This is a genomic window from Rhodosalinus halophilus, from assembly GCF_003298775.1.
GTDB lineage: Bacteria > Pseudomonadota > Alphaproteobacteria > Rhodobacterales > Rhodobacteraceae > Rhodosalinus > Rhodosalinus halophilus.
This window is the reverse complement of the sequence record NZ_QNTQ01000002.1, coordinates 148,828-173,147: the sequence shown is the minus strand read 5'-3', so window position 1 is coordinate 173,147 and position 24,320 is coordinate 148,828. Positions and strand designations below refer to the sequence as shown.

The following is a 24,320-nucleotide window of genomic DNA, read 5'->3' as shown; positions in this document are numbered from 1 at the left end:
CTCTCTCCTTCAGATCGGCGCCGTGGCGGTGGTCAGCCAGTCCCGCGCCCGTGGTGCAAGTCGCTCCGCCAGCTTCCGCCGGCAGAGCGCGTGATAGGCATCGAGCCAGGCGCGCTCCGGTGCCGTCAGCATCTCCGCCACGATCAGCCGCCGGTCGAAGGGCACATAGGTCAGCGTCTGGAACCGCAGCATCTCGCCCACCGTGCCCCCGGGCAGCGGCGGCGCTTCCTCCACCACGATCAGGTTCTCGAGCCTTATGCCGTATGCACCCTCCCGATAGAACCCCGGTTCGTTCGAGAGGATCATCCCCGGTTCCAGCGGCACCTCGCCCGTCCGCGCCAGCCGCTGCGGCCCCTCGTGCACCGACAGGTAGCTGCCCACGCCGTGGCCCGTGCCATGCGCGTAGTCCTGCCCCGCGAGCCAGAGCGGCATCCGCGCCAGCGCGTCGAGGTCGCGCCCGGCGAGGCCCCTGGGCCAGCGCAGCCGCGAGATCGTGATCAGCCCCTGCAGCACGCGGGTGTAGGCCGCGCGCTCCTCCTCGCCGGCCGGGCCGACCGGCACGGTGCGGGTGATGTCGGTGGTGCCGTCGGGATACTGCCCGCCGCTGTCCACCAGGAAAAGCTCGCCCGCGCCCAGCGCGCGGTCGGTCTCTTCCGTCACGCGGTAATGCACGATGGCGCCATTGGGCCCGCTGCCCGCGATCGTGTCGAAGGCGATGTCGCGCAGCTCCGGGTGCGCGCGGCGGCAGTCCTCGAGCTTGGTCGCGGCGGCGATCTCGGTCACGCTGCCCGGGGCTTGCGCGTCGAGCCAGCAGAGGAACTCCACCACGGCCGCGCCGTCGCGCAGATGGGCGGCCTCGGCGCCCTTGCGCTCGGTGGCGTTCTTGCATGCCTTGGGCAGCAGGCAGGGGTCGCGGCCGCGCACCGGCTCGGCCGGGCCGTGCTCGAGCGCCCGCAGCGCCGCGAGCGGCGCGCTGGCCGCGTCGATCCGGATCCGGCCCTCGAGCGCCCCGAGCGCCTCGGCGAAGGCGTCCGGCGGCGCGCACCGCACGCCGGGCCCGAGATGATCGCGCACTGCGTGGAGCTTCGCCTCGGTCATGAAGAGATCCACCGACCCGTCAGCGTGCAGGATCGCGAATCCCTGCGCGACCGGGATGCGGGGCACGTCTGCGCCGCGGATGTTGAGCAGCCAGCAGATCGAATCGGGCAGCGTGAGCACGGCGGCCGCCTCGCCCTTCTCATGCAGCGCCTCGCCCAGACGCGCGCGTTTCTGCGTGGCGGCCTCGCCGGCGAGCTCCACGGGATGCGCCGTGACCTCTCCCGCGGGCGGATCCGGCTGATCCTCCCAGATCCGGTCCACCAGATTGGGCGAGGGCAGAAGATGCACGCCGCTGCGGTCGAGCGCCGCCTCGAGCGTCTCGATCTCCTCCACGGTGTGCAGCCAGGGGTCGAAGCCCACCGCGCCGCCATGCGGCAGGCGCGCGCGCAGCCACGGGCCCAGTTTCGTCCCGGGCCAGTCCACCGGCGTGAACGCCGCCGCGACCTGGTCGCGGACCTGCACGCGATAGCGGCCGTCCACGAAGACGCCGGCCTCCTCCTGAAGCACGGCGCAGAAGCCCGCGGACCCGGTGAAGCCCGTGAGCCAGGCCAGCCGCTCGTCGTGCGGGGCGACATATTCCCCCTGATGCGCGTCCGCGCGCGGCACGAGGAACCCGTCCAGCCCCTCGCGGGCCATTTCCTCGCGCAGGAGCCGCAGGCGCGGCGGTCCCTGTTCGGGCCGGCTCGTGGCCTTGAAGGACTGGAACATGCCGGCGCTCCCCACACTCGCCCGACGGCAAAGAACAGGCTACGGCGCCTGGATGCAAGCCCGCGCCGCCCGTAGGGTGCGTGCTTGTCACGCACCGATCTGACGCAATCGCCGGTCGCGGTGCGTGCCGAGCACGCACCCTACGGTCAGCTCGCCTTTCGGATCCCCATCATCCGCGCCCGTGCGCGGGGGTCGGAATCGAAGAGGCTCGCGAGCTGCTCGGTCATCGCGCCGGCGAGCTGCTCGACATCGGTGATCGTGACCGCGCGCTTGTAGTAGCGGGTCACGTCATGGCCGATGCCGATGGCGATCAGCTCCACCTGGTTCTTGCGTTCGACCATCGCGATGACGTCGCGCAGATGCTTCTCGAGGTAATTTGCCGGGTTCACCGACAGGGTGGAATCGTCCACGGGCGCGCCGTCGGAGATCACCATGAGGATCTTGCGCGCCTCGGGCCTGACGACGAGACGGCGATGGGCCCATTCGAGCGCCTCGCCGTCGATGTTCTCCTTGAGAAGGCCCTCCTTCATCATCAGGCCCAGGTTGACCCGTGCGCGGCGCCACGGCGCGTCGGCGGACTTGTAGACGATGTGCCGCAGGTCGTTCAGACGCCCCGGCGCCAGCGGCCGGCCCGCGGCCAGCCAGGCCTCGCGGCTCTGCCCGCCCTTCCAGGCACGCGTGGTGAAGCCCAGGATCTCGGCCTTCACGCTGCAGCGTTCGAGCGTCCGGGCGAGCACGTCGGCGCAGATGGCGGCGATCGAGATCGGCCGCCCGCGCATCGAGCCGGAGTTGTCCAGCAGCAGGGTCACCACGGTGTCGCGGAACTCGGTGTCCTTCTCGACCTTGAAGGAGAGCGGGGTCGTGGGATTCGCGACCACGCGCGCCAGCCGCCCGGCGTCGAGGATGCCCTCGTCACGGTCGAACTCCCAGCTGCGGTTCTGCTGGGCCTGGAGCCGCCGCTGCAACTTGTTGGCGAGCCGGCCGACAGCGCCCCTGAGCGGTTCGAGCTGCTGGTCGAGATAGGCGCGCAGGCGCTCCAGCTCGACCGGATCGGCGAGGTCGAAGGCCCCGATCTCCTCGTCGAAGCTGCGGTCGAAGACGCGGTAGTCGGGGTCGGCGTCGGACACCGGGGCAGGGGGCGGCGGCTCGAGCGGGGCCTCGCCCTCGGGAAGCTCCGCCTCCTCGCCGAGTTCCTGGTCGGCGAGCTCCTCCATGCTGACCTGCGCCTGGCTCTCGTCGTCGGTCTGCTCCTGCGACTGTTCGGGCGAGGCCTCGGCCTCGTCGCTGCTGTCCTCCTCGCCGGTGCTCTCGGGCTCTTCCTCCTCTTCGGCGCCGTCCTCGGCCTCGTCCTGCTGATCCTCTTCGAGATCGGGATCGTCGCCGAGCTGGTCGCCGTAGCCAAGATCCTCGATCACCTTGCGCGCGAAGCGGGCGAAGGCGGTCTGATCGGCGAGCTTGTCCTCGAGCCCCTCGAGGGTCTCGCCCGCCTGTTCCTCGATGAAGTCGCGCCAGAGATCCATGACGTTGCGCGCCCCTTCGGGCAGCGCGCGGCCGGTGGCGAGATGGCGGATCAGATAGCCCGCCGCGACGGGCAGCGGTGCCTCGGAGGCCTCGGTGATGCCGGCATAGCCGCGGCGGGTGGCCTCGGCGCCGATCTTGGCGTCGATGTTCTGCGCCGTGCCCGGCATGTCGCGCGCGCCCATCGCCTCGCAGCGGGCGACCTCCATCGCCTCGTAGAGATCGCGTGCCATGTCGCCGCGGGGGGCGTAGCGGGCATGGGTGCCGGCGTCGTGATAGCGGCGGTGCAGCGCCAGCGCGTCCGCCGTGCCGCGCGCCACCAGAACCTCCTCGCGCGTCATGCGGCGGCTGATCTGGGGCAGGCGCATGGTATCGCCCGACACGCCGGAGGGATCGACCGAATAGCTCACCGTAAGGTCCGGATCGTGGGCCATCACCTTGGTGGCCTCGGCGAGCGCCTTCTTGAAGGGGTCGGCAGGGTTGTCGGAGTTCTTCGTCATGCGGCCGTCCGGGCACTGGGCTTCGCCGGGAAGCTAGTGCTTCGGCGCGGAAATGGCCAGTGGGTCAGCTCGTTCCGCCAAGGATCAGCGAGCGGCACTCGGCCAGCCGCGCCGCGAGCGCGGCGTTGGCCCGCTCGGCGCGCCGGGCGTTGAAGCTGTAGTCGGCGAGCGCCAGCAGATGCGCCGCCTCGCCCCAGCCGGAGGCACGCCAGCGCTCGGGCTGATTCTCCGGCACCCCGGCCTCGAGCGCCGCCGGCATGCTCGCCTCGAGCAGGACCGAGAAGTCCGCCGCGAGGCCACGCGCCTCGACCGCGGCGGGGTCGCCTTCGGCCTCCAGCCGGGTGGCGAGCGCCGCGAGCCTGCCCGAACACACCGCGAAGATCTCGGCGCGCTTGTAGGGCTCGACCGGGAAGGCGTGGCCGGCGGCACCCAGGAAAGCGAGCGCCGCGCCGGCCAGGGCGGTGATCGCAGATCTTTTCATGTAACAAGTCTATGACAGAGCCGGCATGTGTCAACATTGTATATACGAAATATATTTCCGGTATTGCACTGAAGGCCACCCGCCGCTTGCGCCGATCCCCCGACGGAACAGGACTCGGGTCCGCGCGCTCCTGCATGAGGGCGGTCGGTCGTCGGCCGCCCGGGAGTCTCTAGGGAGGATGCGATGCATTCGATCACGATGTCGCGGACCGGCCGGGCTGCCGCCACGGTCCTGGCGCTCGGCGCCGCCGCCCCGCTCGCCGCGCAGAGCCTTGCCGGCGACTTCGAAACTGTGAACAGCTTCGGCGCGGCGGAGCCGTCGGGACAGATCGCCGTTACGCAATCGGACGACGTGCTCACCGTCACCGTTTCGGCGCGCGGGCTCACGCCGGGGATGCATCTGATGCATCTGCACGGCTTCGAAGGCCCCGATCCCGAGGACGCCGCCTGCCCGACGATGGAGGCGGACGCCAACGGCGACGGCTACGTCGATCTGATCGAGACCCGCGAGGCGGCAGGCGTCACCATGATTCCGCTGACCGAGGATCCGGCGAGCCTGACGATCCAGACCGACACTTATCCCGCGGCACGCGAGGACGGCAGCCTCGACTACGTCCGCGAGGTCGACGCCCAGGCGCTGGAAGAGGCCGTGCAGGAGAAATTCGGCGGCCCGGTGGCCGCAGGGCAGCGCGTGGTCTTCATCCACGGCGCGCCGGAGGAAGCCGATCTGCCCGACAGCGTGCAGTCGCTCGAAGGTGTGCCCGCGCGCGTGACGATCCCGATCGCCTGCGCGGAGCTCGACTAGGGCTAGAGCGTGTTGCAGCGGATGGCAGTCACCTGCCCGTCGCGCCCGCGACGGGCACGCGCCCGCCCCCCAAGGCGGGCGCGTTCCGCGCCCACCCGGGCGGGCGCGCGCCCGTCGTCGAACCGTTTCCGGTGAAATGCAACACACTCTACACGGCGCGCGCCGTGCAAAGCTTCGTCATGCGAGCGCGAAAACCCCGGCGCATCGCGCCGCCGGGGCTCTTCCTGCTGCCCGCGTCGCTCAGGTCAGGCTGACGCTCGCCGCGCTCTCGGGCAGTTCCTCGTTGAAACAGCGCTGGTAGAACTCGGCGACCGTCTGCCGCTCCAGCTCGTCGCACTTGTTGAGAAAGCTCACGCGGAAGGCGTAGCCCAGGTTGCGGAAGATCTCGGCGTTCTGCGCCCAGGCGATCACGGTGCGCGGGCTCATCACGGTGGAGAGGTCGCCGTTCATGAAGGCGGTGCGCGTCAGATCGGCGACCGTCACCATCTGCTTGACCGTCTTGCGCCCCTTCTCGGTGTTGTAGTGCGGCGCCTTGGACAGCACGATCGACACCTCCGCGTCGATCGAGAGGTAGTTGAGCGTCGCCACGAGGCTCCAGCGGTCCATCTGGCCCTGGTTGATCTGCTGGGTGCCGTGATAGAGGCCGGTGGTGTCGCCGAGGCCCACCGTGTTCGCCGTGGCGAAGAGGCGGAAATACTTGTTCGGCGTGAGAACCTCGTTCTGGTCGAGAAGCGTGAGCTTGCCGTCGGCCTCGAGCACCCGCTGGATCACGAACATCACGTCGGCGCGGCCCGCGTCATATTCGTCGAAGACGATGGCGGCCGGGTTGCGCAGCGCCCAGGGCAGGATCCCTTCCTGGAACTCGGTGATCTGCTTGCCGTCGCGCAGCTTGATCGCGTCCTTGCCGATCAGGTCGATGCGGCTGATGTGGCTGTCGAGGTTGACGCGGACGGTGGGCCAGTTCAGCCGGGCGGCCACCTGTTCGATATGGGTGGACTTACCGGTGCCGTGGTAGCCCTGGATCATCACGCGGCGGTTGTGCGCGAAGCCGGCGAGGATCGCGAGCGTGGTGTCGGGGTCGAACTTGTAGGTTGGATCGGTATCCGGCACGCGGTCCGTGCGCTCGGCGAAGCCCTTGACGATCATGTCGGTGTCTATGCCGAAGACCTCCCGGACCGAGATCTCCTCCGTGGGCTTCGCATTGATGTCGATACCGCCGTCCGCCATGTCCGTCCGTCTTTCCTGACTGCCTGCGCCCGAGCGCGCGCCCGTGCTGCAACATATTCCGCCGGTGCGCAAGGGGAAGGGCGGCGCCCGGCCGCAAGGGCGTCAGGGGGGCTGTCTGCCCCCCTCGGCCCGTTCCGGGCCTCACCCCCCGAGGATACTTGTCCCCAAGAAGAAGGGCATCAGGCGGCTGTCATCGCCTTCTGCGCGCAGAAGCAGGAGGCGGCGACGGCGCGGTCGGCGCGTGCCGCGGCGATGTCGAGCGCCTGGGCCACCGGCGCGATCTCGCCCGGCGGGGCGTCGCGCGCGCGCAGGCAGTCGTGCAGGCCGCGGAGCGACCAGACGTTGTTGGGGTGGACCTGCGCGCGCGGCAGTTTCGCGCCGAGGCCCAGATCCTCGCGGTAGACCGCCTCGGCCTCGTCGATGCGGCCCTGCTCGAAGAGCAGCGCGCCCAGCGCGTGGCGCGAGGGCTGCATCCAGCCCCAGGGCTCGTCGTAGGGCAGGGCGTCCTCGGCCGCGATGGCCGCGCGCAGGGCGGCGAAGGCCGCTTCGTGCGCGCCCTGGCGGTAGAGGATCTCGCCGCGCAGCATCGCCTTCGCGATCTCCATGAGCTCCACGACCCGGTTGTTGTGCAGCAGGCGGCTTTCGGGGAGGCGGGCGAGCGCGTCGAGAAAGCGGGCTTCTTCGGCCTCCGCCTCGTCGGGGCGGCCGAGTGCGGCGAGCGCCACGCCGCGGGCGTAAAGGCGCGTCGCCTCGTGCGTGCAGAAGAGCGCCGTGTCCTCGCGCGCCGGCAGCTTAAGGCAGTCGTCCCAGCGGCCGAAGCGGATTAGGACATGCGGCTCCATCGCCAGGTAGCTTTCGAAGTAGTCCGCCATCGGCGGGGAGTCGAGCCGCAGCATCTCTTCGGGGATCGTCTCCTCCATCCCGCGGATCGCCTCGAGCGCGGGCGCGATGCGTCCGAGGAAAAGCGCGCCGTAGATCACGAAGTGATAGTCGTGCAGCCGGTAGCCCGAGTAGATGTTCATCGCGCCCTCGCGGGCGTAATATTTCTGATCCGCCTCGACGGCCCTTTGGTTCCAGTGCACCACGTCGTGATACTGGCCGCAGAGCACGTCGATATGGGTCGGCATGTGCACGAGGTGGCCCGCGTCCGGCACCAGCCTGCGCAGCACGTCGGCCTGCGGCAGCGCGCGTTCGGGATGCGGCGACATCTCCATCAGATGCACCCAGAGATGCAGAAGGCCGGGATGGGTCATCCCGCCGGGGCGGCGCATGGCCTGTTCCAGCACCTCCATCGCTTCCTCGGTGGCGGCGCCCTCTGCCGCGCATTCGCGCCGCAGATCCCACATCTGCCAGGGCGTGCAGGTCATCAGCGCCTCGGCGAAGAGCGCGGCGATGTCGAGATCCTCGGGATAGGCGGCATGCACGGTGCGCATCGCGTCGGCATAGGCGCGGTCCCAGCCGGACTGGTCGGGCAGGGGGCTGCGCTGCGGGTAACGGGCGGCGAGCGCGGAAATCAGAGCCGCCTCGGCCGGCGTCGCGCCATCGCGGCGCCCGAGCGCCGCCTGCGTGGCGTCGTGGGCAGCGGCCAGCGCCTGCGCCTTGCCGGCCTCGTCCATGATCTCCCATGGCAGGTTGTAGTTGGGCCCCAGCGCATAGGCCTGCCCCCAATGCGCCATGGCGCAGTCCGGGTCGGCCTCCGCCGCGCGGCGGAAACACGCGATCGCCTCTTCGTGGTTGAAGCCGTAGGTCCACACCAGACCGCGGTCGAACCAGCGCTGTGCCGCCTCCGAGCCGGTAGAGACCCGCCGACCGTGATCTCCGAGGTCGTAGGGGTAATCTTCGTTCATCCGGGCCTCCCTTGCGTGCGCGAGAGCCTAGCATGCCGGTCCTGCGCGCGCACGGCCGGCGTTCACGCGATCTTGCCCGGCGCGATCTTGATGCGCCGCGGCAGGTGCCCACCTGTGCCCGGAAAGGAGACGATCTCATGCAACGCAGATGGTTTCTCGGCACTGTGGCGGCCGGCCTTGCGCTCGGCCCGCGATTGGTGACGGCGCAGGAGGACTTCGAGGTGACACGCACGAAAGAGGAGTGGAAGGCGCGGCTGTCCGACATGGAATACCGCGTGATGCGCGAGGAGGGGACCGAGCCCGCCTTCTCCTCGCCGCTGCACGACCTGAAGGCGGCAGGCACCTATCGCTGCCGCGGCTGCGACCAGCCGCTCTATTCGTCGGAGCACAAGTTCGACAGCGGCACCGGCTGGCCGAGCTTCTACAAGCCGATCTCGCAGGATGCGGTGGCCACCAAGCGCGACTGGAAGCTCATCATCCCCCGCACCGAGGTGCACTGCGCCCGCTGCGGCAGCCACCTGGGCCACATCTTCGACGACGGCCCGCCGCCCACCGGCAAGCGCCATTGCATCAACGGCGTGTCGCTGAAATTCGTCGAGGCCTGAGGCTGGGAAGAATCTTCGATCGAAGCTTCTTCTTTTCTGAGCCCGAGGGATTGCCCCCGAGTTTTCGATCGAAAATTCGGGGGCTTCGTCATTTGAAGTGGCGGCTGTCCTTGAGCTGCTCCCAGGCCCACATGACCTGCTGCAACTGCTCCTCCTGGCTGCGGTCGCCGCCGTTCATGTCGGGGTGCAGTACCTTGATCAGCGCCTTGTAACTCTTGCGGATCTCCGCCTTGGTCCAGTCGTCACGGCCGTCGAGGATCTCGAGCGCGCGGCGCTCGGTCGGCGGCAGCCGCCGCCCGCTGGCCGCGCCGTTGCCCGGATTGCGCGTCGCGTTGTCGCCCAGCACCTGATGGGGATCCTCGATTCCCAGCCGCGACCAGGCGCGCGCCTCCGGATCGCGGAAATCGCGCGTCTTGCGGTCCCAGACCTTGTCCTTGGACATCTGGGCGTTGAGTTCCGCCTCGGTCGTGCCCTCGAAGAAGTTCCACTTCGTGTTGTATTCGCGCACGTGCTGCTTGCAGAACCAGTAGAAATCGTCGAGCACGTCGGGGGCCTTGGGCGCGCGGTAAAGCCCCGGCTCCTCGCAGCCGTCGTGGTCGCAGATGCGCGTCGATGTCTCCGACGCGCCGGACATGGCGCGTCGGCCGCGGGGGTTCTTCTTCTTCGCGGCGGACACGGAAATGTCGAATCCGAAGGGGTCCGGTTTGCGCATCGTCTCACCTTTTCGACTCGGAGGCGGAAGTTTAGACTCCGACGAGCAGTTTTGAAGGGGTCGGGAGAGGGAAAAAGTGTCACGCACCGAAGAGATCCGCCGCGCGCTCGAAGCCGCCTTTCAACCCGAGCGGCTGGAAGTGGTGGACGAGAGCGAGCGCCACCGCGGCCACGCGGGCTACCAGGAGGGCGGAGAGAGCCACTTCCGCGTGACGATCCGCGCCCCCGCCTTCGCCGGCCAGTCGCGGCTGGCGCGCCACCGGGCGGTCCATGCGGCGCTCGGTCCCGATCTGGTCGGCCGCATCCACGCGCTGGCGCTCGATATCGACGCCTGACGCGTCAGCTCTGCTCGTCCTCGCGGCGCACGGCCCAGAGCCGGCGCCCCGCGGACTTGTCCGCGATGCCCCGGTCGTCATGGCCGCGCTCGGCGCGCAGCACGCCCGGGATCGCGATCGGGTCTTCGCCGTCATCCTGCGCCGCAGCGGCCGAGGGCTCGCCCGGCGGCTGAGCCGCTTCGCCCGAGACGGGCCGCAACGCCGGGCGTTCGCCGGGGGCAGACGGCGCGGACGCGGGCGCCCCCAGCGACGCGGCGCTCGCCGGCCGGCCCTGCGCGGCGGCGGGTCTGCGGAACACGAGCAGCGTCCGCATCTGCGTGGTCTTGCCTGCGAGGCCCTTGCGCTCCTCCGAGGGCAGCGTCTCGGCGCGCAGATATTCCCAGCCCTCGGCGGCGTAATGATTCATCAGTTTCTCGACCGAGACGGCGAAGCGCTGCTCCGGCGCGCTCACGCCCTTGAGCTTTTCCGCCCGGGCGGGCGCGGGCACCACCTTGTATTCATATGCTGACATGTGTTTCTCCGGCCGGCTGCGGCGGCGCAAGCTAGCAGATGGGGGGCGTCGATACCAGCCGCGCGCGACCTCACTCCGCCGGCGGACGACGACGGGCGTCGATGCGCCGTGCCTCGGCCCGCAGCAGCAGGATGCCCACCCCTGCGACCGTCAGGGCCGCGAGCGGAACCGCGAATTCGAACAGGGTCATGCGCGGGGCTCCTTCCTCAGCATGCCCAGAATATAGTGCGCCGCAGCGTGCAGCGCCAGTCCGGCGACGCTCCACCACAGCGTGAGCCAGCCGAGCGCCGCGCCCTGCTCGACCAGCGGGCGGATCAGGGCGAAGGCGATGAGCCCCAGCCCCACCGCGTTCAGAAAGCCCGAGAAGAGCTTCACCCGCTCGTTGTGGACGAGGATCTCGTCACGCAGCGGGCGCATCGGGCCTCAGAGCCCCAGCTTCGCCGCCACGATGTCGTTGACCGCCTTGGGGTTGGCCTTGCCGCCGGTGGCCTTCATCACCTGGCCCACGAACCAGCCGGCGACCTTGGGGTTGGCGCGCGCCTTTTCCACCTGCGCGGGGTTCTCGGCGATGATGCGGTCGACCTCGGCCTCGATGGCGCCCGTGTCGGTGACCTGGCGCATGCCGCGGGCCTCGACGATCTCGGCCGGGTCGCCGCCCTCGGCATAGACGATCTCGAAAAGCTCCTTGGCGATCTTGCCCGAGATGTCGCCGCTGGCGATCAGATCGATGATGCCGCCGAGCTGCGCGGGCGAGACGGGGCTTTCGGTGATCTCGCGCTCGTCCTTCTTGAGCCGGCCGAAGAGCTCGTTGATGACCCAGTTGGCGGCCTGTTTGCCGTCGCGGCCGTCCGCCACCTGCTCGAAGTAGTCGGCCGCGGCGACCTCGGCGGTCAGCACGCCCGCGTCGTATTCGGTGAGCCCGTAGTCGGCGACGAAGCGGGCCTTCTTGGCGTCCGGCAGTTCCGGCAGGCTGTCCGCGATCGCGTCCACCCAGTCCTGTTCCAGTTCCAGCGGCAGCAGGTCGGGATCGGGGAAATAGCGGTAGTCGTGCGCTTCCTCCTTGGAGCGCATCGAGCGCGTCTCGCCCCGGTCGGGGTCGTAGAGGCGCGTCTCCTGCACCACCTCGCCGCCCTCCTCGAGCAGCGCGATCTGGCGGCGCGCCTCGTAGTCGATGGCCTGCTGGATGAAGCGCATCGAGTTCATGTTCTTGATCTCGCAGCGCGTGCCGAGATGGCCGGGATCCCCCGTTTCGATGAACTTCTCGTAGGCGCCGGGCCGGCAGACCGAGACGTTCACGTCCGCGCGCAGGTTGCCCGACTGCATGTTACCCTCGCAGGTGCCGAGGTAGCGCATGATCTGCCGGAGCTTGGTGAGATAGGCCGCCGCTTCCTCCGGCCCGCGGATGTCGGGGCGCGAGACGATCTCCATGAGCGCGACGCCGGTGCGGTTGAGGTCCACGAAGGACATCGCCGGGTCCATGTCGTGGATCGACTTGCCGGCGTCCTGCTCGACGTGGATGCGCTCGATCCGGACGCGCCGCGCGACGCCGGGCGCCATGTCCACCAGCACCTCGCCCTCGCCCACGAGCGGGTGGTAGAGCTGGCTGATCTGGTAGCCCTGCGGCAGGTCGGGGTAGAAGTAGTTCTTGCGGTCGAAGGCGCTCACCAGGTTGATCCTGGCCTTCAGCCCCAGCCCCGTGCGCACCGCCTGCTCGATGCAGAACTCGTTGATGACGGGCAGCATGCCGGGCATCGCCGCGTCCACGAAGGACACGTTAGAGTTCGGCTCGGCGCCGAAGGCCGTGGAGGCGCCGGAGAAGAGCTTGGCTTTCGAGGCGACCTGCGCGTGCACCTCCATCCCGATCACCAGCTCCCAGTCATGGCGGGCGCCGGAAATGACCTTGGGCTTGGGCGGTTCGTAGGCGAGATCGAGCATGGACGTCCCCCGTGTGCGCTGCGGCCTTGAGGTAGCCAAAGCCGCGGCGACATGCAATCGCGCCGCGCTCAGCCGGCGCGGGGGAGCGCCGCGGCCGCCGCCGCCTCGAGCGCGGCGCAGGCGAGCGTGGCGCCCGCCTCGATCGCCGCGGGCCGGTCGCCGCGGTGCCCTGACGCCTCGGCCCAGACGAGCGGGTGAATCTCGGTCATGTGGTCGCGGAGGATGCGAAGGCCCGCCTCGCGCACGGCCTGGCGGCGCGGGGCGATCGCCGCGTTCATCTCGGCCTGTCCGCGCCCCCTGTGGCCTGGCGCGAGCGCGCAGAAGGCGGCGAGCTGGTTGAGCAGGTGCTGATCCTCGTGGCGGAGCAGGATATCCTCGATCCCCTGCATGAAGCGGCCGAGCTCCAGCCGCTCGAAGCCGCGCGGATCGGCGAGCAGCACGTCGCGCCAGCACCAGACGTAGCCGCCCGCGCCCCAGATGTCGGCGGTGCGCTCGGCGGTCGCGCAGGCGACCCGGTCGAGCTCGGTGAAGGCGCCGAGGCCCCGCGGCCGGAGCGCGCGGCCCAGCGCGCGCATGTGACGCGGGTTCGCCGGGTCGAGGTCGATCAGATCCTCGTAGAGATCCGCGACATGGCCCGCGTCCGCGCGCCAGACGGGCGCCACGGCACAGCGCGCGGCCGCGAGCGCCGGACTGTCGAGCTCGATCGGGTCGAAGGGGTCGAGGACCTGCGCGGCCTGGGCGAGATGGGCGAAAAAATCCATCCGCTGCGCGACGCCGAGCTCGCCGGGCTCGGAATCGCCGCGGGCGGTCTCTGCGGTGGCGATCTCGGCTAGGGCGACCGTAAGCGCGATGCCGGGTCGTTCGGGTTGCTCGCGCAGCAGATCGTGCAGCCAGGGGATTCCGGCGCCCGGCGTCCCGTCGAGGCCGGGTTCGAGCGCATCGGTGACGGCCCCGCGCGCCAGAAGTTCGGCGACGGTCTCTCCGCCGGGGGTCGCTGCCCGCACCGCGTCGGTCTCGCGGATCAGCGCGTCCAGTTCGTCCCATCGCTCCTGCCGTGCGAGAAACAGGCCCTGGCGGAGATAGTTCGTCCTTTCGCGCTCGTCGTGGGTGATGTCGCGCACGGGCAGCACGCCGTCCCGCTGGCGCGGCGACCGCCGCAGGCTCGACGGCAGCGGGGCGCGCAGCGGCGCGGGCGCCACGGGGTCGGCCTTCCCCTCGGTCGCAGGCAGGCGGAAGTTCCGGGCGATCCGTCGGATTATGATGCGCAATGCGCTCATGGCGCGGGGCCTCTCCCGTTCGAGGTGCCCCTCATTTGTCCTCCCGCAATCGGGCCGAAATCGGGCAGGGCTGAGAAAAGATCGCGCTATACGTGTGCGATCCGATCGAACGCGATCAGTTGGAACTCGTCTGCCGGATCCAGGAGGGCCGCCGCGTGTTGTCCACCAGCGAGACGACCGGCGCGCGATGGCCGCCGAGCGCAAGCGTGGCGCGCCGCATCAGCTCGATTCCCTCTTCGGATTTCGCGGGCAGGGACCGCGGCGAAATCGGCTCGCCTACCGTGATGCGGTACGGCTGGCGGTGCTTGTTCAGCGTCTCGTGGAACAGCGTGATGTCCCGCAGCGTCGGGTGCAGCAGGTCGAACAGGTAGAACAGCACCGAGTTCCGCGCCCGGATGTTGACGGGAATCACGGGCAGCTCGAACTTGCGGGCGATCATCGCGGCCGAGGGCATCCATTCCCGCTCGTGCAGGCTGAGGCCGCGGCGCTTGGCGAGGCGGCCGGAGGGGAAGATCACGCCCAGCCGCTCCTCTTCGACCGCACGGCGGGTGTAGGCCATGGTCTCGCGGGTCTTGCCGTGAGTGCGCTTCTCGACCCGCCATTCGACAGGGGCGATCATGCGCTCCATCTGCGGCATCACCCGCAGGATGTCGTGGTTGGCGAAGAAATAGAGATCAGGGCGCAGCTCGGCCAGGACGGCGTGCAGCATGATGCCGTCGGCGATGCCGGTGGGATGGTTCGCCACGACGAGCGCCGCGCCCTGGCGCGGGATGTTGTCGAGGCCCGACGCCTCGATGTCGCGGGCGAGCAGGCGCACCATCTCGCCCATGACGCGATCCGCCGGCAGGTCGCGCAAGGCGCTGCCCAGGTCGATCGTGCGGTCATAGCCCAACACGCGATTGAGCACGGCGCGGGCCGGCGCGACCAGCGGGCTGTCGGAAAAGAGCCAGGGCGCGCGCTCGGCGATCAGCGGGTCGATCCGGTCCTTCATGGCGCCCTTTAACCACTCGCGTTGCGACGAACATATGACGGCGATCGGAAAATTGCACGGATCACCGGAAGCTGGAACCCCCGAAGCGGGGTTCGGTTCCCTTGGGCGGTGTGGCGCGCATCGCTCACATGAGCGAGAAATGGTGCCGTTCGGTGGCGATCCCGCGCTCCGCCAGGGCGGCCTCCAGGTCGCGCCAGGGCGGCACGCTTTCCTGCGGCAGGCGCAACTTGCGTCCCGTGACGAGCACGATGCTGACCTTCACCGACAGGTCGAGTCGCGTGTCGAAGCGTACCTTGTCGATGCGGCCGAAGACGACTTCGCCCGCGCTGCGGCCCGAATGCCAGCGGATCGTGTCCTCGCCGATCTCCAGGCCCGCCCTGCGGTCCGAGATGAGATCCCAGACCGCCGGCAGGGTGAAGAGCGCGGGGATCGCCAGTACCCAGAGCGCGGCGTCGAGGAAGACCACCAGCGCGCCCATGACGGCCCAGACCGCGGCGAGCGCGACGGCGGTCTGCCGGGTTCGCCCGCTGCGCTCGAAGCGGTAGGGCGCCACCGCCTCAGCCCAACATGCGCCCGACCATCTCGGCCCCGTCGCGCGAGAGGTCGGGCGTGGCCGCGATCCGCTCCAGCGCGGCCTTCGCGTGCGCCTGCCGCCCCGCGTCGTAGCGCCGCCAGGTCTGGAAGGCGGTCATCATCCGCGCCGCGGTCTGCGGGTTCACCGGATCGAGCCGGATCAGCCAGTCGGCCAGCAGCGCGTAGCCCGCGCCGTCCGCCCGATGGAATCCCGCATGGTGGCCGGCGAGCGCCCCCATGACCGCGCGGAAGCGGTTGGGATTCTTCCAGTCGAAGGCCGGATGCTCGGTCAGCCGCGCGGCCGTCTCCACCGCGCTTTCGGGCTTCGCTTCCGCGATCTGCAGCGCGAACCACTTGTCCATCACCAGACGGTCGTCCTTCCACCTTTCGTGGAAGGCGGCGAGTTCGGCGGATCCCTTGCCCACGCGCAACAGGCACGCGAGCGCGGCCAGCGCGAGCGTCATGTTGTCCGCCTCGGCGTATTGCCGCGCGGCCAGCGCGCCCGCGTCGCGGCGCGAAATGAGCCCCAGCATCGCGTTGCCCAGCGCGCGCTTGCCCGACTGCTCCGCGTCGGGCGCGTAAGGCCCCGTTACCCGCATCGCGTCGTAGAGCCCTGGCGCGAGGTCAGACAGGTGCCGCGCCATCGCGTCCTTCAGCCCCTCGACCGCGCCGTGAATGGCGTCGGGGTCGGGTGTCTGGCCCCGGTCCGCCAGCGCCTGCGCGAGTTCCGATTGCGTCGGCAGCGCCAGCACCTGCGCGCGGAAGGCCGGGTCGAGCGTGTCGTCGCGCAGCATCGCGGCCAGCCCCTCGAGCCAGTCGGCATCGGGGGCGGCCCCCTCGCGGATCGTGGCGATCAGGCTGTCGCGTGCAAGGCTGCGCGCCGCCTCCCAGCGGTTGAAGGGGTCGGTGTCATGCGCCATCAGAAAGGCGCGCTCGGCCCGCGACGCCGCGCGCTCCAGCACCACCGGCGCGGAGAAGTCGCGCAGGATCGACGGCACGGGCTTGGACGCGAGCCCCTCGAAGGCGAAGCTCTGCCGCGCCTCCGTGAGCTCCAGCATGCGGGTCGGCACCACCTCGTCGCCGTTGGGCGACAGCAGGCCCACCGCGATCGGGACGACCAGCGGCCTCTTCTCCTCCTGCCCCGGCGTGGGCGGCGTGTGCTGCGTGAAGGTGAGCGTGTAGGTGCCGCCCTCGAAGCTCTCCTCGACCGAGACCCGCGGCGTGCCGGCCTGACTATACCAGAGCTTGAACTGGCTCAGATCGCGCCCCGTCGCATCCTCGAACACCTTGAGCCAGTCCTCGATGGTGCAGGCCTGCCCGTCGTGGCGGTCGAAGTAGAGATCGAGCGCCTTGGAATAGCCCGCGTCGCCCACGAGCCGCTTGAGCATCCCGATCACCTCGGCGCCCTTCTCGTAGACGGTCGCGGTGTAGAAGTTGTTGATCTCCTGGTAGCTCTCGGGCCTCACCGGGTGCGCGAGCGGGCCCTGATCCTCGGGGAACTGGCGCGCGCGCAGCATCCGCACGTCCTCGATCCGCTTCACGGCGGCCGAGCGCATGTCGGAGGTGAACTCCTGATCGCGGAAGACGGTGAGCCCCTCCTTCAGGCAGAGCTGGAACCAGTCGCGGCAGGTGATCCGGTTGCCCGTCCAGTTGTGGAAATACTCGTGCGCGATGATCGATTCGATGCGCTCGAAGTTGGCGTCGGTCGCGGTGTCGGGGCTGGCCAGCACGGCGGCCGAGTTGAAGATGTTGAGCCCCTTGTTCTCCATCGCGCCCATGTTGAAGTCGTCCACGGCCACGATGTTGAAGACGTCGAGATCGTATTCGCGCCCGTAGCGCGCCTCGTCCCAGCGCATCGAGGCCTTCAGCGCCTCCATCCCCCAGGCGCATTTCCCCTCGTCGCCCGGTCGCACCCAGAGGGCGAGGTCCACCGTCTTGCCCGACCGGGTGACGAAGCTGTCGCGGTGCGCCACCAGGTCGCCCGCCACGAGCGCGAAGAGATAGGCGGGCTTGGGCCAGGGGTCGTGCCATTCGGCCCAGCCCTCGCCCACGCCCACCGGGTTGCCGTTCGACAGCAGTACCGGTGCGTCCCCTTCGATGCGCACGGTGAAGGGCGCCATCACGTCGGGGCGGTCGGGGTACCAGGTGATCTTGCGGAAGCCCTCGGCCTCGCACTGGGTGCAGTACATGCCGCGGCTCATGTAGAGCCCTTCCAGCGCGGTGTTCGTCTCGGGCGATATCTCCACCTCCGCCTCCCAGGTGAAGGGCGCATCGGGCACCGCGCAGGTCAGGCCCGCCTCGGTGATGTCCGGGCGCACCTCCTGCCCGTCGATGGCGGCGCGGATCGGGGTGAGGCTCTCGCCATGCAGGAAGAAGTCGCGCGACGACGACTCGGGGTTCGGGCGAAAGCGGATGCGGCTCAGCACCCGCGTGGCCGTGGGTGCGAGACGGAAAGTCAGGTGCACCTCGTCCACCAGATAGGCGGGCGGCGCGTAGTCCTTCAGATAGACGGTCTGCGGCGCGGCGTCCTTCATGGCGGCCTCCTCTGGCGCGGGCTTTCCGGGCGGTCGGCGTGACCTACCCTTGCTAGTGACTGGGGCAGGGCACGGCAAGCGAATGGCTGGGGCGCAATCTGGCACGGCGATCGTCTGGTTCAAGCGCGACCTGCGGGTGGCGGATCACCCTGCGCTGGCGCGCGCCGCGGCAAGCGGCCTGCCGGTGCTGCCGCTCTACATCGTGGAGCCCGGCCTCTGGGCCGAGCCGGACGCGAGCGCGCGGCACTATGCCTTTCTCGGGGAAACGCTCGCGGACCTTCAAGACGATCTCGCCGCGCTCGGCGCGGCTCTGGTGGTGCGCGTGGGCGCGGCGGTGGAGGTGCTGGAGGCGCTGCGCCGCGCGCATGGGGTGACCCACCTCTTCAGCCACGAGGAGACGGGAAACGCCTGGACCTATGCCCGCGACCGCAGGGTCGGCGACTGGGCGCGCGCGCAGGGCGTGAGCTGGGAAGAGCTGCCGCAGTCCGGCGTGGTGCGCCGCTTGCAGGGCCGCGACGGCTGGGCCGCCCGGCGCGACCGCTTCGTCTTCGCCGAGCCGGTGCCGGCGCCTGTGCGATTGCAGGCAGTGGCGGCGCGGAGCGACCCTTGGCCCGAGGCCGCGCGGTTCGGCCTCGCCGCAGATCCCTGCCCGGGCCGCCAGCGCGGCGGGCGCGCCGAGGCTCTCCGAACGCTCGACAGCTTCCTCACCGAGCGCGGGCGTGATTATCGTCGCGCCATGTCCTCGCCGCTGGAGGGGGCCGAGGCCTGTTCGCGCCTCTCGCCGCATCTGGCCCTTGGCGCCCTGTCGGTCCGCGAGGCCGCCCTTGCCGCCGCATCCCGCCAGCGCGCGGTGCGCGGCACCCGCGACGGCTGGGCCGGCAGCCTGCGTTCCTTCCAGTCGCGGCTCGCCTGGCGCGACCATTTCATGCAGAAGCTCGAGGACGAGCCGGCGCTGGAGCATCGCTGCCTGCACCCCGCCTACGAGGGGCTGCGCCCGCGCCCGCCCGACGCCGCCCGCCTCGCGGCCTGGGCGAGAGGCGAGACCGGCATTCCCTTCGTGGACGCCTGCATGCGCTCGCTGATCGCGACGGGCTGGATCAACTTCCGCATGCGCGCGATGCTGGTGGCGGTGGCCTCCTATCACCTCTGGCTCGACTGGCGCGACACGGGCCCGGTGCTCGCGCGGCTCTTCACCGACTACGAGCCCGGCATCCACTGGCCGCAGATGCAGATGCAGTCGGGCACCACCGGCATGAACACGGTGCGGATCTACAACCCCGTCAAGCAGGGTCGTGACCAGGATCCCACCGGCGCTTTCACGCGCCGTTGGGTGCCCGAACTGGGCGAGGTGCCCGATGCCGTCCTGCAGGAGCCGTGGCGATGGGAGCGCGCCCCCGCGCTGCTCGGCCGCGGCTATCCAGCGCCCGTCGTGGAGGTCGCCGCCGCCGCCCGCGCCGCGCGCGAGGCGGTCTGGGGGATACGCCGTGGCGAGGGCTTCCGCGAGACGGCCGACGCGCTGGTGACGAAGCACGCCAGCCGCAGGGAGGGCACCGGCCGCTTCGTGAACGACCGCGCGCCGCGCCGGCGCAAGCCCGCCGACGACCGGCAGGGGAGCTTCGGCTTCTGATGGCCCGGATGCGCAGGAAGTCCGACCTGCCGCAGAAGATCTGCGTCACCTGCGGCCGTCCCTTCGCCTGGCGGCGGAAATGGGCGAAGGTCTGGGACGAGGTGCGCCACTGCTCGGACCGCTGCCGGCGCGCGGCCAGGCGCCACTGAGCGGAGCGGCCTGCGGCCGCACGCCCTCTGGCGCTTCGCGCGGCCGGGGGCGCTGCCCCCGGACCCCCGGGATATTTTTCGCAAGGAGAAGACCGGGGACGCGCGAGGGGGGCACGACGCGTCTTCGGGCGGTTTCAGGCCCAGTCGGGCCCGAGATCGGCGCGCGCCCGATCGATCCAGTGCTCGCGCAGCCAGGGGCAGGGTTTCGAGCGGCGGATCAGCGAGCCGCGGTAGCCTTCGACCGCCTCGGGCATCTTGGGCCGGCCGTGGAAGCAGACGACGCGCGCGTTCTCCGGCAGGCGCGGCGCGCGCAGCCAGTTCACCGGCGGCAGGCCGAGGCAGTCGTACTTGAAGCTCACGACCAGATCGCCGGGGATGTATAGAAAATCGCCCCGCTCCATCGCCTTGTGCGAGGTGTAGCGCTGCTCGGACCCGCGGGCGGTCTCGACCTCGGTGTAGGGATTCGCGGCGAGATCGGCGTAGAGATAGCCGTGGCGCGCCGGGTCGAAGCGGAAGACCGAGCCGTGGCCGGTGGGGCGGCCCTTGCGCGCCTCGGTCCAGTCGTGGCGCATGGCGACCTTCGCCGGGTCGAGCGCCCGGATCGGCTCCAGGTTTCCGGTGATCACCACGTCGAGGTCGAAGCCCAGCACCGGGCCCGCGAGATCGGGGATCGCGCCGGGGCGGAAGAGCGAGACCTTGCGCATCGCGCCCTGCCGGTTGGCGCGGGCGAGCGCGCGGTCCATCTCGTCCTGGAAGGGTTCGCGGGGCAGGGGGATCACCTCGACGTCCGGGTGAAGCCCCTCGGCCCGCTCGGTCATGCAGACGAAGCGGACCGGGCACGCGAGGTTGCGTCGCACGCCGGAGTAGAGGCGATTGACGTATTCGGGGCCGAAGGCGGTGCCCCACTTGATGCAGGCGACGGTGGCAGGCTCCACGCGCGCTCTCCGGTCAGGATTCGCGCGCTGCCTAGCCCAGGGCGGCGGGATTGGCCAGCCGCCCGCGAAGAGGCCCGGCAGGGCCGATGAGCGCGGCCCGCCTCAGGCCGCCGGCATCCGGCGCTCGATCACCTCGGCCCACCAGGAGCAGCCGGCGGGGATCGTCGCGTCGTTGAAGTCGTATTCCGGGTGGTGGACCATCGCCGTGTCGCCGTTGCCCACGAGGATGTAGGCGCCCGGCCGCGCCTCGAGCATGTAGGCGAAATCCTCGCCGCCCATGACCTGCGGGGCCTCGTCGCACGCGCCCGAGACCGCGCGCGCGACCTCGGCGGCGAAGTCGGTCTGCGCCTCGTGGTTGGCCATGACCGGATAGTTCCGGTGGTAGTGCACCTCGACCGTGCCGCCGAAGGTCGCGGCCACGCCTTCGCAGACCGCGCGGATGCGCCGTTCGGCCAATTCGCGCATCTCGGGCGACAGCGTGCGCACCGTGCCGCGCAGATGCACCCGTTGCGGGATCACGTTGAAGGCCTGCGAGGAGGTCTGGAAGCTGGTGACCGACACGACGATCTGGTCCACCGGGTCGGCGTTGCGGCTGGCGATGGTCTGAAGGGCCGTGACGGCATGGGCCGCCATCACGGTCGTGTCCACGGTGTCGTGCGGTTTGGCCGCGTGGCCGCCCACGCCCTCGAATTCGATGTCGAACTCGTCCGTGGCGGCGAAGAAGGGGCCCGGGCGGATGGCGAAGCTGCCCACCGGACGGCCCGGCCAGTTGTGCATGCCGTAGACTTCCTGGATGCCCCAGCGATCCATCAAGCCGTCGTCGCACATCTCCTTGCCGCCGCCGCCGCCCTCTTCGGCGGGCTGGAAGATGACCACGCAGGTGCCGTCGAAGTTGCGCGTCTCGGAGAGGTATTTCGCCGCGCCGAGCAGCATGGCAGTGTGCCCGTCGTGGCCACAGGCGTGCATCGCGCCCGCGGTCTTGGAGGCATGCGGCGCGCCGGTCTGCTCGTGGATGGGCAGCGCATCCATGTCCGCCCGCAGGCCGATCACCCGGCCGGCGGTGTCGGCCTTGCCCTTGATCACGCCCACGACGCCCGTGCGCCCGATGCCTTCCACCACCTCGTCGCACCCGAACGCGCGCAGCTTCGCTGCGACGATCTCGGCGGTGCGGTAGGTCTCGAAGAGGATTTCGGGGTGCTGGTGGAAATCCCGGCGCCAGGCGGTGATCTCCTCGTGCAGTTCGGCGAATCGGTTCTTGACGGGCATGGGCGTGTCTCCTGTGCGCCCGAGGATCGGGCATCTTCGTCACAGATAACGCGACGCGGCGGAGATGTCACATGGCCCTCCCGCTGCGTGGGCCGCGACGAAAAAGGACCGGTGTGCCGGGGCTGCGGCATGCCGGGATCGGTGTGTTCCAATGCGGGCGGAGGCAAAGGGTCGATGTTCGGCCGGGTCTTGCAGGCCGGGAAAACGTTCCGTCTCGACGGGTCTGTACGCGGGAACCATGCCTTGATCCCTGCGCTTTCGCGCCGCAACTGGACGGATATTCCGACGCAGGGGAGTGTGCGATGTATCAGGATCTGGGCATCGCGGCGCTGAGCGCGCCGCAGGCGGCAGTGGTGTTCGGGGTCTTGCTGGGCCTCGCCTTCGGCGTGCTGGCCGAACGCACGGGCTTCTGCCTGCGCCGCTCGGTCGTGGCCGGGCCGGACCGCCGGCCGGCGGCGGGCGTCTGGCTCGCGGCGCTGGCCGCCGCGGTGGCGGGCACGCAGGCCGCGGTGGCACAGGGCTGGATCGGCTTTTCCGACCACCGCTTCATGGCGGGGGAACTGCCCGTGCTGGCGGTGGCGCTCGGCGGGCTCATGTTCGGAGTCGGCATGGTGCTGACGCGCGGATGCATCTCGCGGCTGACGGTCCTGTCCGGCACCGGCAACCTGCGCGCGCTGCTGGTGGTGCTGGTCTTCGCGCTCGCGGCGCTGGCGACGATCCGCGGCGTGCTCGCGCCGGCGCGGCTCTGGCTGGGCGAGACGACGGTCTCTCTCGGCGCGGCGGCGTCGCTCGCCGCGCTGCCGGGCGGGGCGCTGGTCTGGGCCGCGGGGATCGGCGCCGGGGCCCTGGCCGTCGCGCTGCGCTCGGGCGCGCCGGCCGGGCGGCTCGCGCTCGCCGCGGCGCTGGGCCTTCTGGTGCCGCTGGGCTGGGTCGGCACCGGGCTGGTGCTCTACGACGACTTCGATCCGGTCGCCTTCCAGAGCCTCGCCTTCACCTCGTCTTCGGCCGAGACGCTGTTCTGGCTGGGTGCCGCGACCTCGATCCCGCTGAGTTTCGGCGCGGGCCTCGTGGGCGGCACGCTCGCGGGGGCGCTCGTCTCGGCGCTGTCCGCGCGCCGCTTCCGCTGGCAGAGCTTCGAGAGCCCGGCGCAGACCGGCCGGTATCTCGCCGGGGCGGCGCTCATGGGCTTCGGCGGGACGCTGGCCGGGGGGTGCACGGTGGGTGCGGGGCTCTCGGGGACGGCGACGCTGTCGGTCGCGGCTTTCCTCGCGCTTGGCGCGATGGTCGCCGGGGCCCGGGTCGCCGACCGGGCGCTCGTCAGTCGAGCTTCGTCCGGATCCGCCGGACCGCGAGGAACACGATCGCCACAACCGGCAGAGTGATCGCGGCCGTCAGGACGCCCTTGCTCACGCCCAGCGGTTCGGCCACCGGGTACAGAAGGTAGCCCAAAAGCGAGACCGCGTAATAGCTGATCGCCACGACCGAGAAGCCCTCGACCGTCTTCTGAAGCCTCAGTTGCAGGTCCGCGCGGCGGTCCATGCTTTCCAGCAGCGCCTGATTCTGGGCGCTGCGCGCCACGTCCACCCGCGTGCGCAGAAGGTCGCCCGCCCGCATCGCCCGGTCCGCCATGGCCTGCAGCCGGCCCTGGGTCGATTTCACCGTGCGCATCGCCGGGTCGAAGCGGCGCATCATGAATTCGTTGAAGGTCTGCCGCCCTTCGAATCGTTCCTCGCGCATGACCTCGATTCGCTGATGCACGATCGCCTCGTAGGCCGCCGTCGCGCCGAAGCGGAACGAGGCCTGAGCCGAGAGCGATTCGAGCTCGGCCGAGACCGCGAGCAGTGCCTGCAGCGTCTCTTCGGCCGGGGCGGCGCGGTCGGTCATCCCGGACATCAGGCGCGAGAGTTCCTGGTCGATCTCGCCCATGCGCGGCGAGAGCGCCTTGACCCGCTGGAAGCCCAGCATCGACATGGTCTTGTAGGTCTCGATCTCGGCCAGCCGCTGCACGATCCGGCCGATGCGGCGGCGGCCGGTGCCCTCCGAGGGGAAGACCGCGAAGCGCATGTGCCCGGCCGGGTCGATACGGAAATCGCCCGCCACCACGGCGCAGTCGTCCTGCACCCGGCTGACGGCCACGCTTTCCGAGACGAACCATTCGCCGATGCGCTCGGCGATCTCCTCGGCCGACGGGCGCGGCTCGATCCGGATCAGCGCCGAGGTGATGCGCTGCCCCGGCGCCGCCTCCAGCCAGTCCTCCGGGAACACGTCGAAATCGTCCGGGTCGAAGGGCTTGGCGCCCGTGCCGTCGATAAAGACGGTGTAGGTGACGAACTCGGTATGGCTTTCCCATTTCAGCCGATGCTTGCCGATCTGGCCGAACCAGTGGGTCGCGCCCGGCTTGGGATGGTCGGTGCCGTGCCGGTCGAGCAGGGCGATCAGGTGATCGAGATCGGCCTGCCGGTCGCGGCTCTCGGCTTCGTCCGGGCGCTTGATGGCGAGATACACGGCCCGCCCCGGGGCGGCGAGCGACGGGAAGGGCCGCGCGTGCAACTCGTTGGCGAGCTGGTAGCGCAGGGGATGGTCGGCGATGGGCGGCATGGCGGTCTCCGGATGGCGTGGAGGTAATGCTGCGCTGCGGAGAAGTAAAGGGGAATATACAGCAAACTCATGGGGTTAGGCGTGTGCGAT

Annotated in this window: 22 protein-coding genes; 6 read left to right on the top strand and 16 right to left on the bottom strand. The window is 70.3% G+C overall.

Annotation, left to right across the window (positions count from 1 at the left end; genetic code table 11):
- Nucleotides 1–9 precede the first annotated feature (9 nt).
- From DRV85_RS02965 to DRV85_RS02955, 3 genes are all read right to left on the bottom strand, one after another.
- Entirely contained in the window at nt 10–1,806 is a 1,797-nt protein-coding gene (locus DRV85_RS02965; protein WP_113287950.1) for an aminopeptidase P family protein, read from the bottom strand.
- Between the two features lie 146 nt (nt 1,807–1,952).
- On the bottom strand, nt 1,953–3,824 hold the full coding sequence (gene cobT, locus DRV85_RS02960) for a cobaltochelatase subunit CobT (RefSeq protein WP_113287949.1): 1,872 nt from the start codon (nt 3,822–3,824) through the stop codon (nt 1,953–1,955).
- A 64-nt stretch (nt 3,825–3,888) separates the two neighbouring features.
- On the bottom strand, nt 3,889–4,305 hold the full coding sequence (locus DRV85_RS02955; protein WP_113287948.1) for a hypothetical protein: 417 nt from the start codon (nt 4,303–4,305) through the stop codon (nt 3,889–3,891).
- 183 nt (nt 4,306–4,488) lie between these two features.
- On the opposite strand from DRV85_RS02955, the gene DRV85_RS02950 reads away from it, so the two are divergent.
- On the top strand, nt 4,489–5,109 hold the full coding sequence (locus tag DRV85_RS02950) for a superoxide dismutase family protein (protein WP_113287947.1): 621 nt from the start codon (nt 4,489–4,491) through the stop codon (nt 5,107–5,109).
- Nucleotides 5,110–5,349: 240 nt separating this feature from the next.
- Here DRV85_RS02950 and cobS read toward each other — a convergent pair whose 3' ends face one another.
- Nucleotides 5,350–6,336 carry a cobaltochelatase subunit CobS gene (gene cobS, locus DRV85_RS02945; RefSeq protein ID WP_113287946.1) on the bottom strand — a complete coding sequence of 329 codons (987 nt, stop codon included), beginning with the start codon at nt 6,334–6,336 and terminating at the stop codon, nt 5,350–5,352.
- A gap of 179 nt (nt 6,337–6,515) precedes the next feature.
- Nucleotides 6,516–8,183 carry a tetratricopeptide repeat protein gene (locus tag DRV85_RS02940; protein ID WP_113287945.1) on the bottom strand — a complete coding sequence of 556 codons (1,668 nt, stop codon included), beginning with the start codon at nt 8,181–8,183 and terminating at the stop codon, nt 6,516–6,518.
- A 137-nt stretch (nt 8,184–8,320) separates the two neighbouring features.
- Between DRV85_RS02940 and msrB the strand changes: the two genes are divergently transcribed.
- Nucleotides 8,321–8,788, top strand: coding sequence for a peptide-methionine (R)-S-oxide reductase MsrB (gene msrB / locus DRV85_RS02935; protein ID WP_113287944.1), 468 nt, complete (start codon nt 8,321–8,323; stop codon nt 8,786–8,788).
- A gap of 88 nt (nt 8,789–8,876) precedes the next feature.
- Here msrB and DRV85_RS02930 read toward each other — a convergent pair whose 3' ends face one another.
- On the bottom strand, nt 8,877–9,500 hold the full coding sequence (locus DRV85_RS02930; protein ID WP_113287943.1) for a J domain-containing protein: 624 nt from the start codon (nt 9,498–9,500) through the stop codon (nt 8,877–8,879).
- Between the two features lie 76 nt (nt 9,501–9,576).
- Between DRV85_RS02930 and DRV85_RS02925 the strand changes: the two genes are divergently transcribed.
- On the top strand, nt 9,577–9,834 hold the full coding sequence (locus tag DRV85_RS02925) for a BolA family protein (RefSeq protein WP_113287942.1): 258 nt from the start codon (nt 9,577–9,579) through the stop codon (nt 9,832–9,834).
- Nucleotides 9,835–9,838: 4 nt separating this feature from the next.
- Here the strand turns inward: DRV85_RS02925 and DRV85_RS02920 are convergent, their stop codons facing one another.
- The 7 genes from DRV85_RS02920 to pepN form a co-directional block, all read right to left on the bottom strand.
- On the bottom strand, nt 9,839–10,345 hold the full coding sequence (locus tag DRV85_RS02920) for a DUF4177 domain-containing protein (RefSeq protein WP_113287941.1): 507 nt from the start codon (nt 10,343–10,345) through the stop codon (nt 9,839–9,841).
- A 186-nt stretch (nt 10,346–10,531) separates the two neighbouring features.
- Nucleotides 10,532–10,762 (bottom strand): hypothetical protein, encoded by a 231-nt coding sequence (locus tag DRV85_RS02915; protein WP_113287940.1) that lies wholly within the window; start codon nt 10,760–10,762, stop codon nt 10,532–10,534.
- 6 nt (nt 10,763–10,768) lie between these two features.
- Complete coding sequence (gatB, locus tag DRV85_RS02910) at nt 10,769–12,280, bottom strand: Asp-tRNA(Asn)/Glu-tRNA(Gln) amidotransferase subunit GatB (protein WP_113287939.1); 1,512 nt, start codon at nt 12,278–12,280, stop codon at nt 10,769–10,771.
- Between the two features lie 68 nt (nt 12,281–12,348).
- Nucleotides 12,349–13,557: a hypothetical protein gene (locus DRV85_RS02905; protein WP_113287938.1), complete on the bottom strand. Its 1,209-nt coding sequence runs from the start codon at nt 13,555–13,557 to the stop codon at nt 12,349–12,351.
- Between the two features lie 115 nt (nt 13,558–13,672).
- Nucleotides 13,673–14,548 carry a lysophospholipid acyltransferase family protein gene (locus DRV85_RS02900; protein WP_113287937.1) on the bottom strand — a complete coding sequence of 292 codons (876 nt, stop codon included), beginning with the start codon at nt 14,546–14,548 and terminating at the stop codon, nt 13,673–13,675.
- Nucleotides 14,549–14,672: 124 nt separating this feature from the next.
- Nucleotides 14,673–15,101, bottom strand: a complete 429-nt coding sequence (locus DRV85_RS02895) for a hypothetical protein (RefSeq protein ID WP_113287936.1) — start codon at nt 15,099–15,101, stop codon at nt 14,673–14,675.
- Between the two features lie 4 nt (nt 15,102–15,105).
- Nucleotides 15,106–17,655 carry an aminopeptidase N gene (gene pepN / locus DRV85_RS02890; RefSeq protein WP_113287935.1) on the bottom strand — a complete coding sequence of 850 codons (2,550 nt, stop codon included), beginning with the start codon at nt 17,653–17,655 and terminating at the stop codon, nt 15,106–15,108.
- 82 nt (nt 17,656–17,737) lie between these two features.
- Between pepN and DRV85_RS02885 the strand changes: the two genes are divergently transcribed.
- Entirely contained in the window at nt 17,738–19,282 is a 1,545-nt protein-coding gene (locus tag DRV85_RS02885) for an FAD-binding domain-containing protein (protein ID WP_113287934.1), read from the top strand.
- Entirely contained in the window at nt 19,282–19,431 is a 150-nt protein-coding gene (locus DRV85_RS02880) for a DUF2256 domain-containing protein (protein ID WP_199525788.1), read from the top strand. Before DRV85_RS02885 ends, DRV85_RS02880 begins: the two co-directional genes overlap by 1 nt.
- A 134-nt stretch (nt 19,432–19,565) precedes the next feature.
- On the opposite strand, the gene DRV85_RS02875 is transcribed toward DRV85_RS02880, so the two are convergent.
- Nucleotides 19,566–20,366, bottom strand: a complete 801-nt coding sequence (locus DRV85_RS02875; RefSeq protein WP_113287933.1) for a glycosyl transferase — start codon at nt 20,364–20,366, stop codon at nt 19,566–19,568.
- Between the two features lie 102 nt (nt 20,367–20,468).
- Nucleotides 20,469–21,632, bottom strand: coding sequence for a M20 aminoacylase family protein (locus DRV85_RS02870; protein WP_113287932.1), 1,164 nt, complete (start codon nt 21,630–21,632; stop codon nt 20,469–20,471).
- A 302-nt stretch (nt 21,633–21,934) separates the two neighbouring features.
- Between DRV85_RS02870 and DRV85_RS02865 the strand changes: the two genes are divergently transcribed.
- Nucleotides 21,935–23,014, top strand: coding sequence for a YeeE/YedE family protein (locus DRV85_RS02865; RefSeq protein ID WP_113287931.1), 1,080 nt, complete (start codon nt 21,935–21,937; stop codon nt 23,012–23,014).
- Here the strand turns inward: DRV85_RS02865 and DRV85_RS02860 are convergent.
- Nucleotides 22,950–24,230 (bottom strand): DUF3422 family protein, encoded by a 1,281-nt coding sequence (locus DRV85_RS02860; protein WP_113287930.1) that lies wholly within the window; start codon nt 24,228–24,230, stop codon nt 22,950–22,952. The genes DRV85_RS02865 and DRV85_RS02860 overlap by 65 nt on opposite strands.
- Nucleotides 24,231–24,320: the final 90 nt, after the last annotated feature.

Excerpts from the sequence above, each read along its gene's own strand:
- DRV85_RS02965 (WP_113287950.1), bottom strand. The coding sequence starts at position 1,806 with ATGTTCCAGTCCTTCAAGGCCACGAGCCGGCCCGAACAGGGACCGCCG.
- cobT (WP_113287949.1), bottom strand. The coding sequence starts at position 3,824 with ATGACGAAGAACTCCGACAACCCTGCCGACCCCTTCAAGAAGGCGCTC.
- DRV85_RS02955 (WP_113287948.1), bottom strand. The coding sequence starts at position 4,305 with ATGAAAAGATCTGCGATCACCGCCCTGGCCGGCGCGGCGCTCGCTTTC.
- DRV85_RS02950 (WP_113287947.1), top strand. The coding sequence starts at position 4,489 with ATGCATTCGATCACGATGTCGCGGACCGGCCGGGCTGCCGCCACGGTC.
- cobS (WP_113287946.1), bottom strand. The coding sequence starts at position 6,336 with ATGGCGGACGGCGGTATCGACATCAATGCGAAGCCCACGGAGGAGATC.
- DRV85_RS02940 (WP_113287945.1), bottom strand. The coding sequence starts at position 8,183 with ATGAACGAAGATTACCCCTACGACCTCGGAGATCACGGTCGGCGGGTC.
- msrB (WP_113287944.1), top strand. The coding sequence starts at position 8,321 with ATGCAACGCAGATGGTTTCTCGGCACTGTGGCGGCCGGCCTTGCGCTC.
- DRV85_RS02930 (WP_113287943.1), bottom strand. The coding sequence starts at position 9,500 with ATGCGCAAACCGGACCCCTTCGGATTCGACATTTCCGTGTCCGCCGCG.
- DRV85_RS02920 (WP_113287941.1), bottom strand. The coding sequence starts at position 10,345 with ATGTCAGCATATGAATACAAGGTGGTGCCCGCGCCCGCCCGGGCGGAA.
- DRV85_RS02915 (WP_113287940.1), bottom strand. The coding sequence starts at position 10,762 with ATGCGCCCGCTGCGTGACGAGATCCTCGTCCACAACGAGCGGGTGAAG.
- gatB (WP_113287939.1), bottom strand. The coding sequence starts at position 12,280 with ATGCTCGATCTCGCCTACGAACCGCCCAAGCCCAAGGTCATTTCCGGC.
- DRV85_RS02905 (WP_113287938.1), bottom strand. The coding sequence starts at position 13,557 with ATGAGCGCATTGCGCATCATAATCCGACGGATCGCCCGGAACTTCCGC.
- DRV85_RS02900 (WP_113287937.1), bottom strand. The coding sequence starts at position 14,548 with ATGAAGGACCGGATCGACCCGCTGATCGCCGAGCGCGCGCCCTGGCTC.
- pepN (WP_113287935.1), bottom strand. The coding sequence starts at position 17,655 with ATGAAGGACGCCGCGCCGCAGACCGTCTATCTGAAGGACTACGCGCCG.
- DRV85_RS02885 (WP_113287934.1), top strand. The coding sequence starts at position 17,738 with ATGGCTGGGGCGCAATCTGGCACGGCGATCGTCTGGTTCAAGCGCGAC.
- DRV85_RS02880 (WP_199525788.1), top strand. The coding sequence starts at position 19,282 with ATGGCCCGGATGCGCAGGAAGTCCGACCTGCCGCAGAAGATCTGCGTC.
- DRV85_RS02870 (WP_113287932.1), bottom strand. The coding sequence starts at position 21,632 with ATGCCCGTCAAGAACCGATTCGCCGAACTGCACGAGGAGATCACCGCC.
- DRV85_RS02865 (WP_113287931.1), top strand. The coding sequence starts at position 21,935 with ATGTATCAGGATCTGGGCATCGCGGCGCTGAGCGCGCCGCAGGCGGCA.
- DRV85_RS02860 (WP_113287930.1), bottom strand. The coding sequence starts at position 24,230 with ATGCCGCCCATCGCCGACCATCCCCTGCGCTACCAGCTCGCCAACGAG.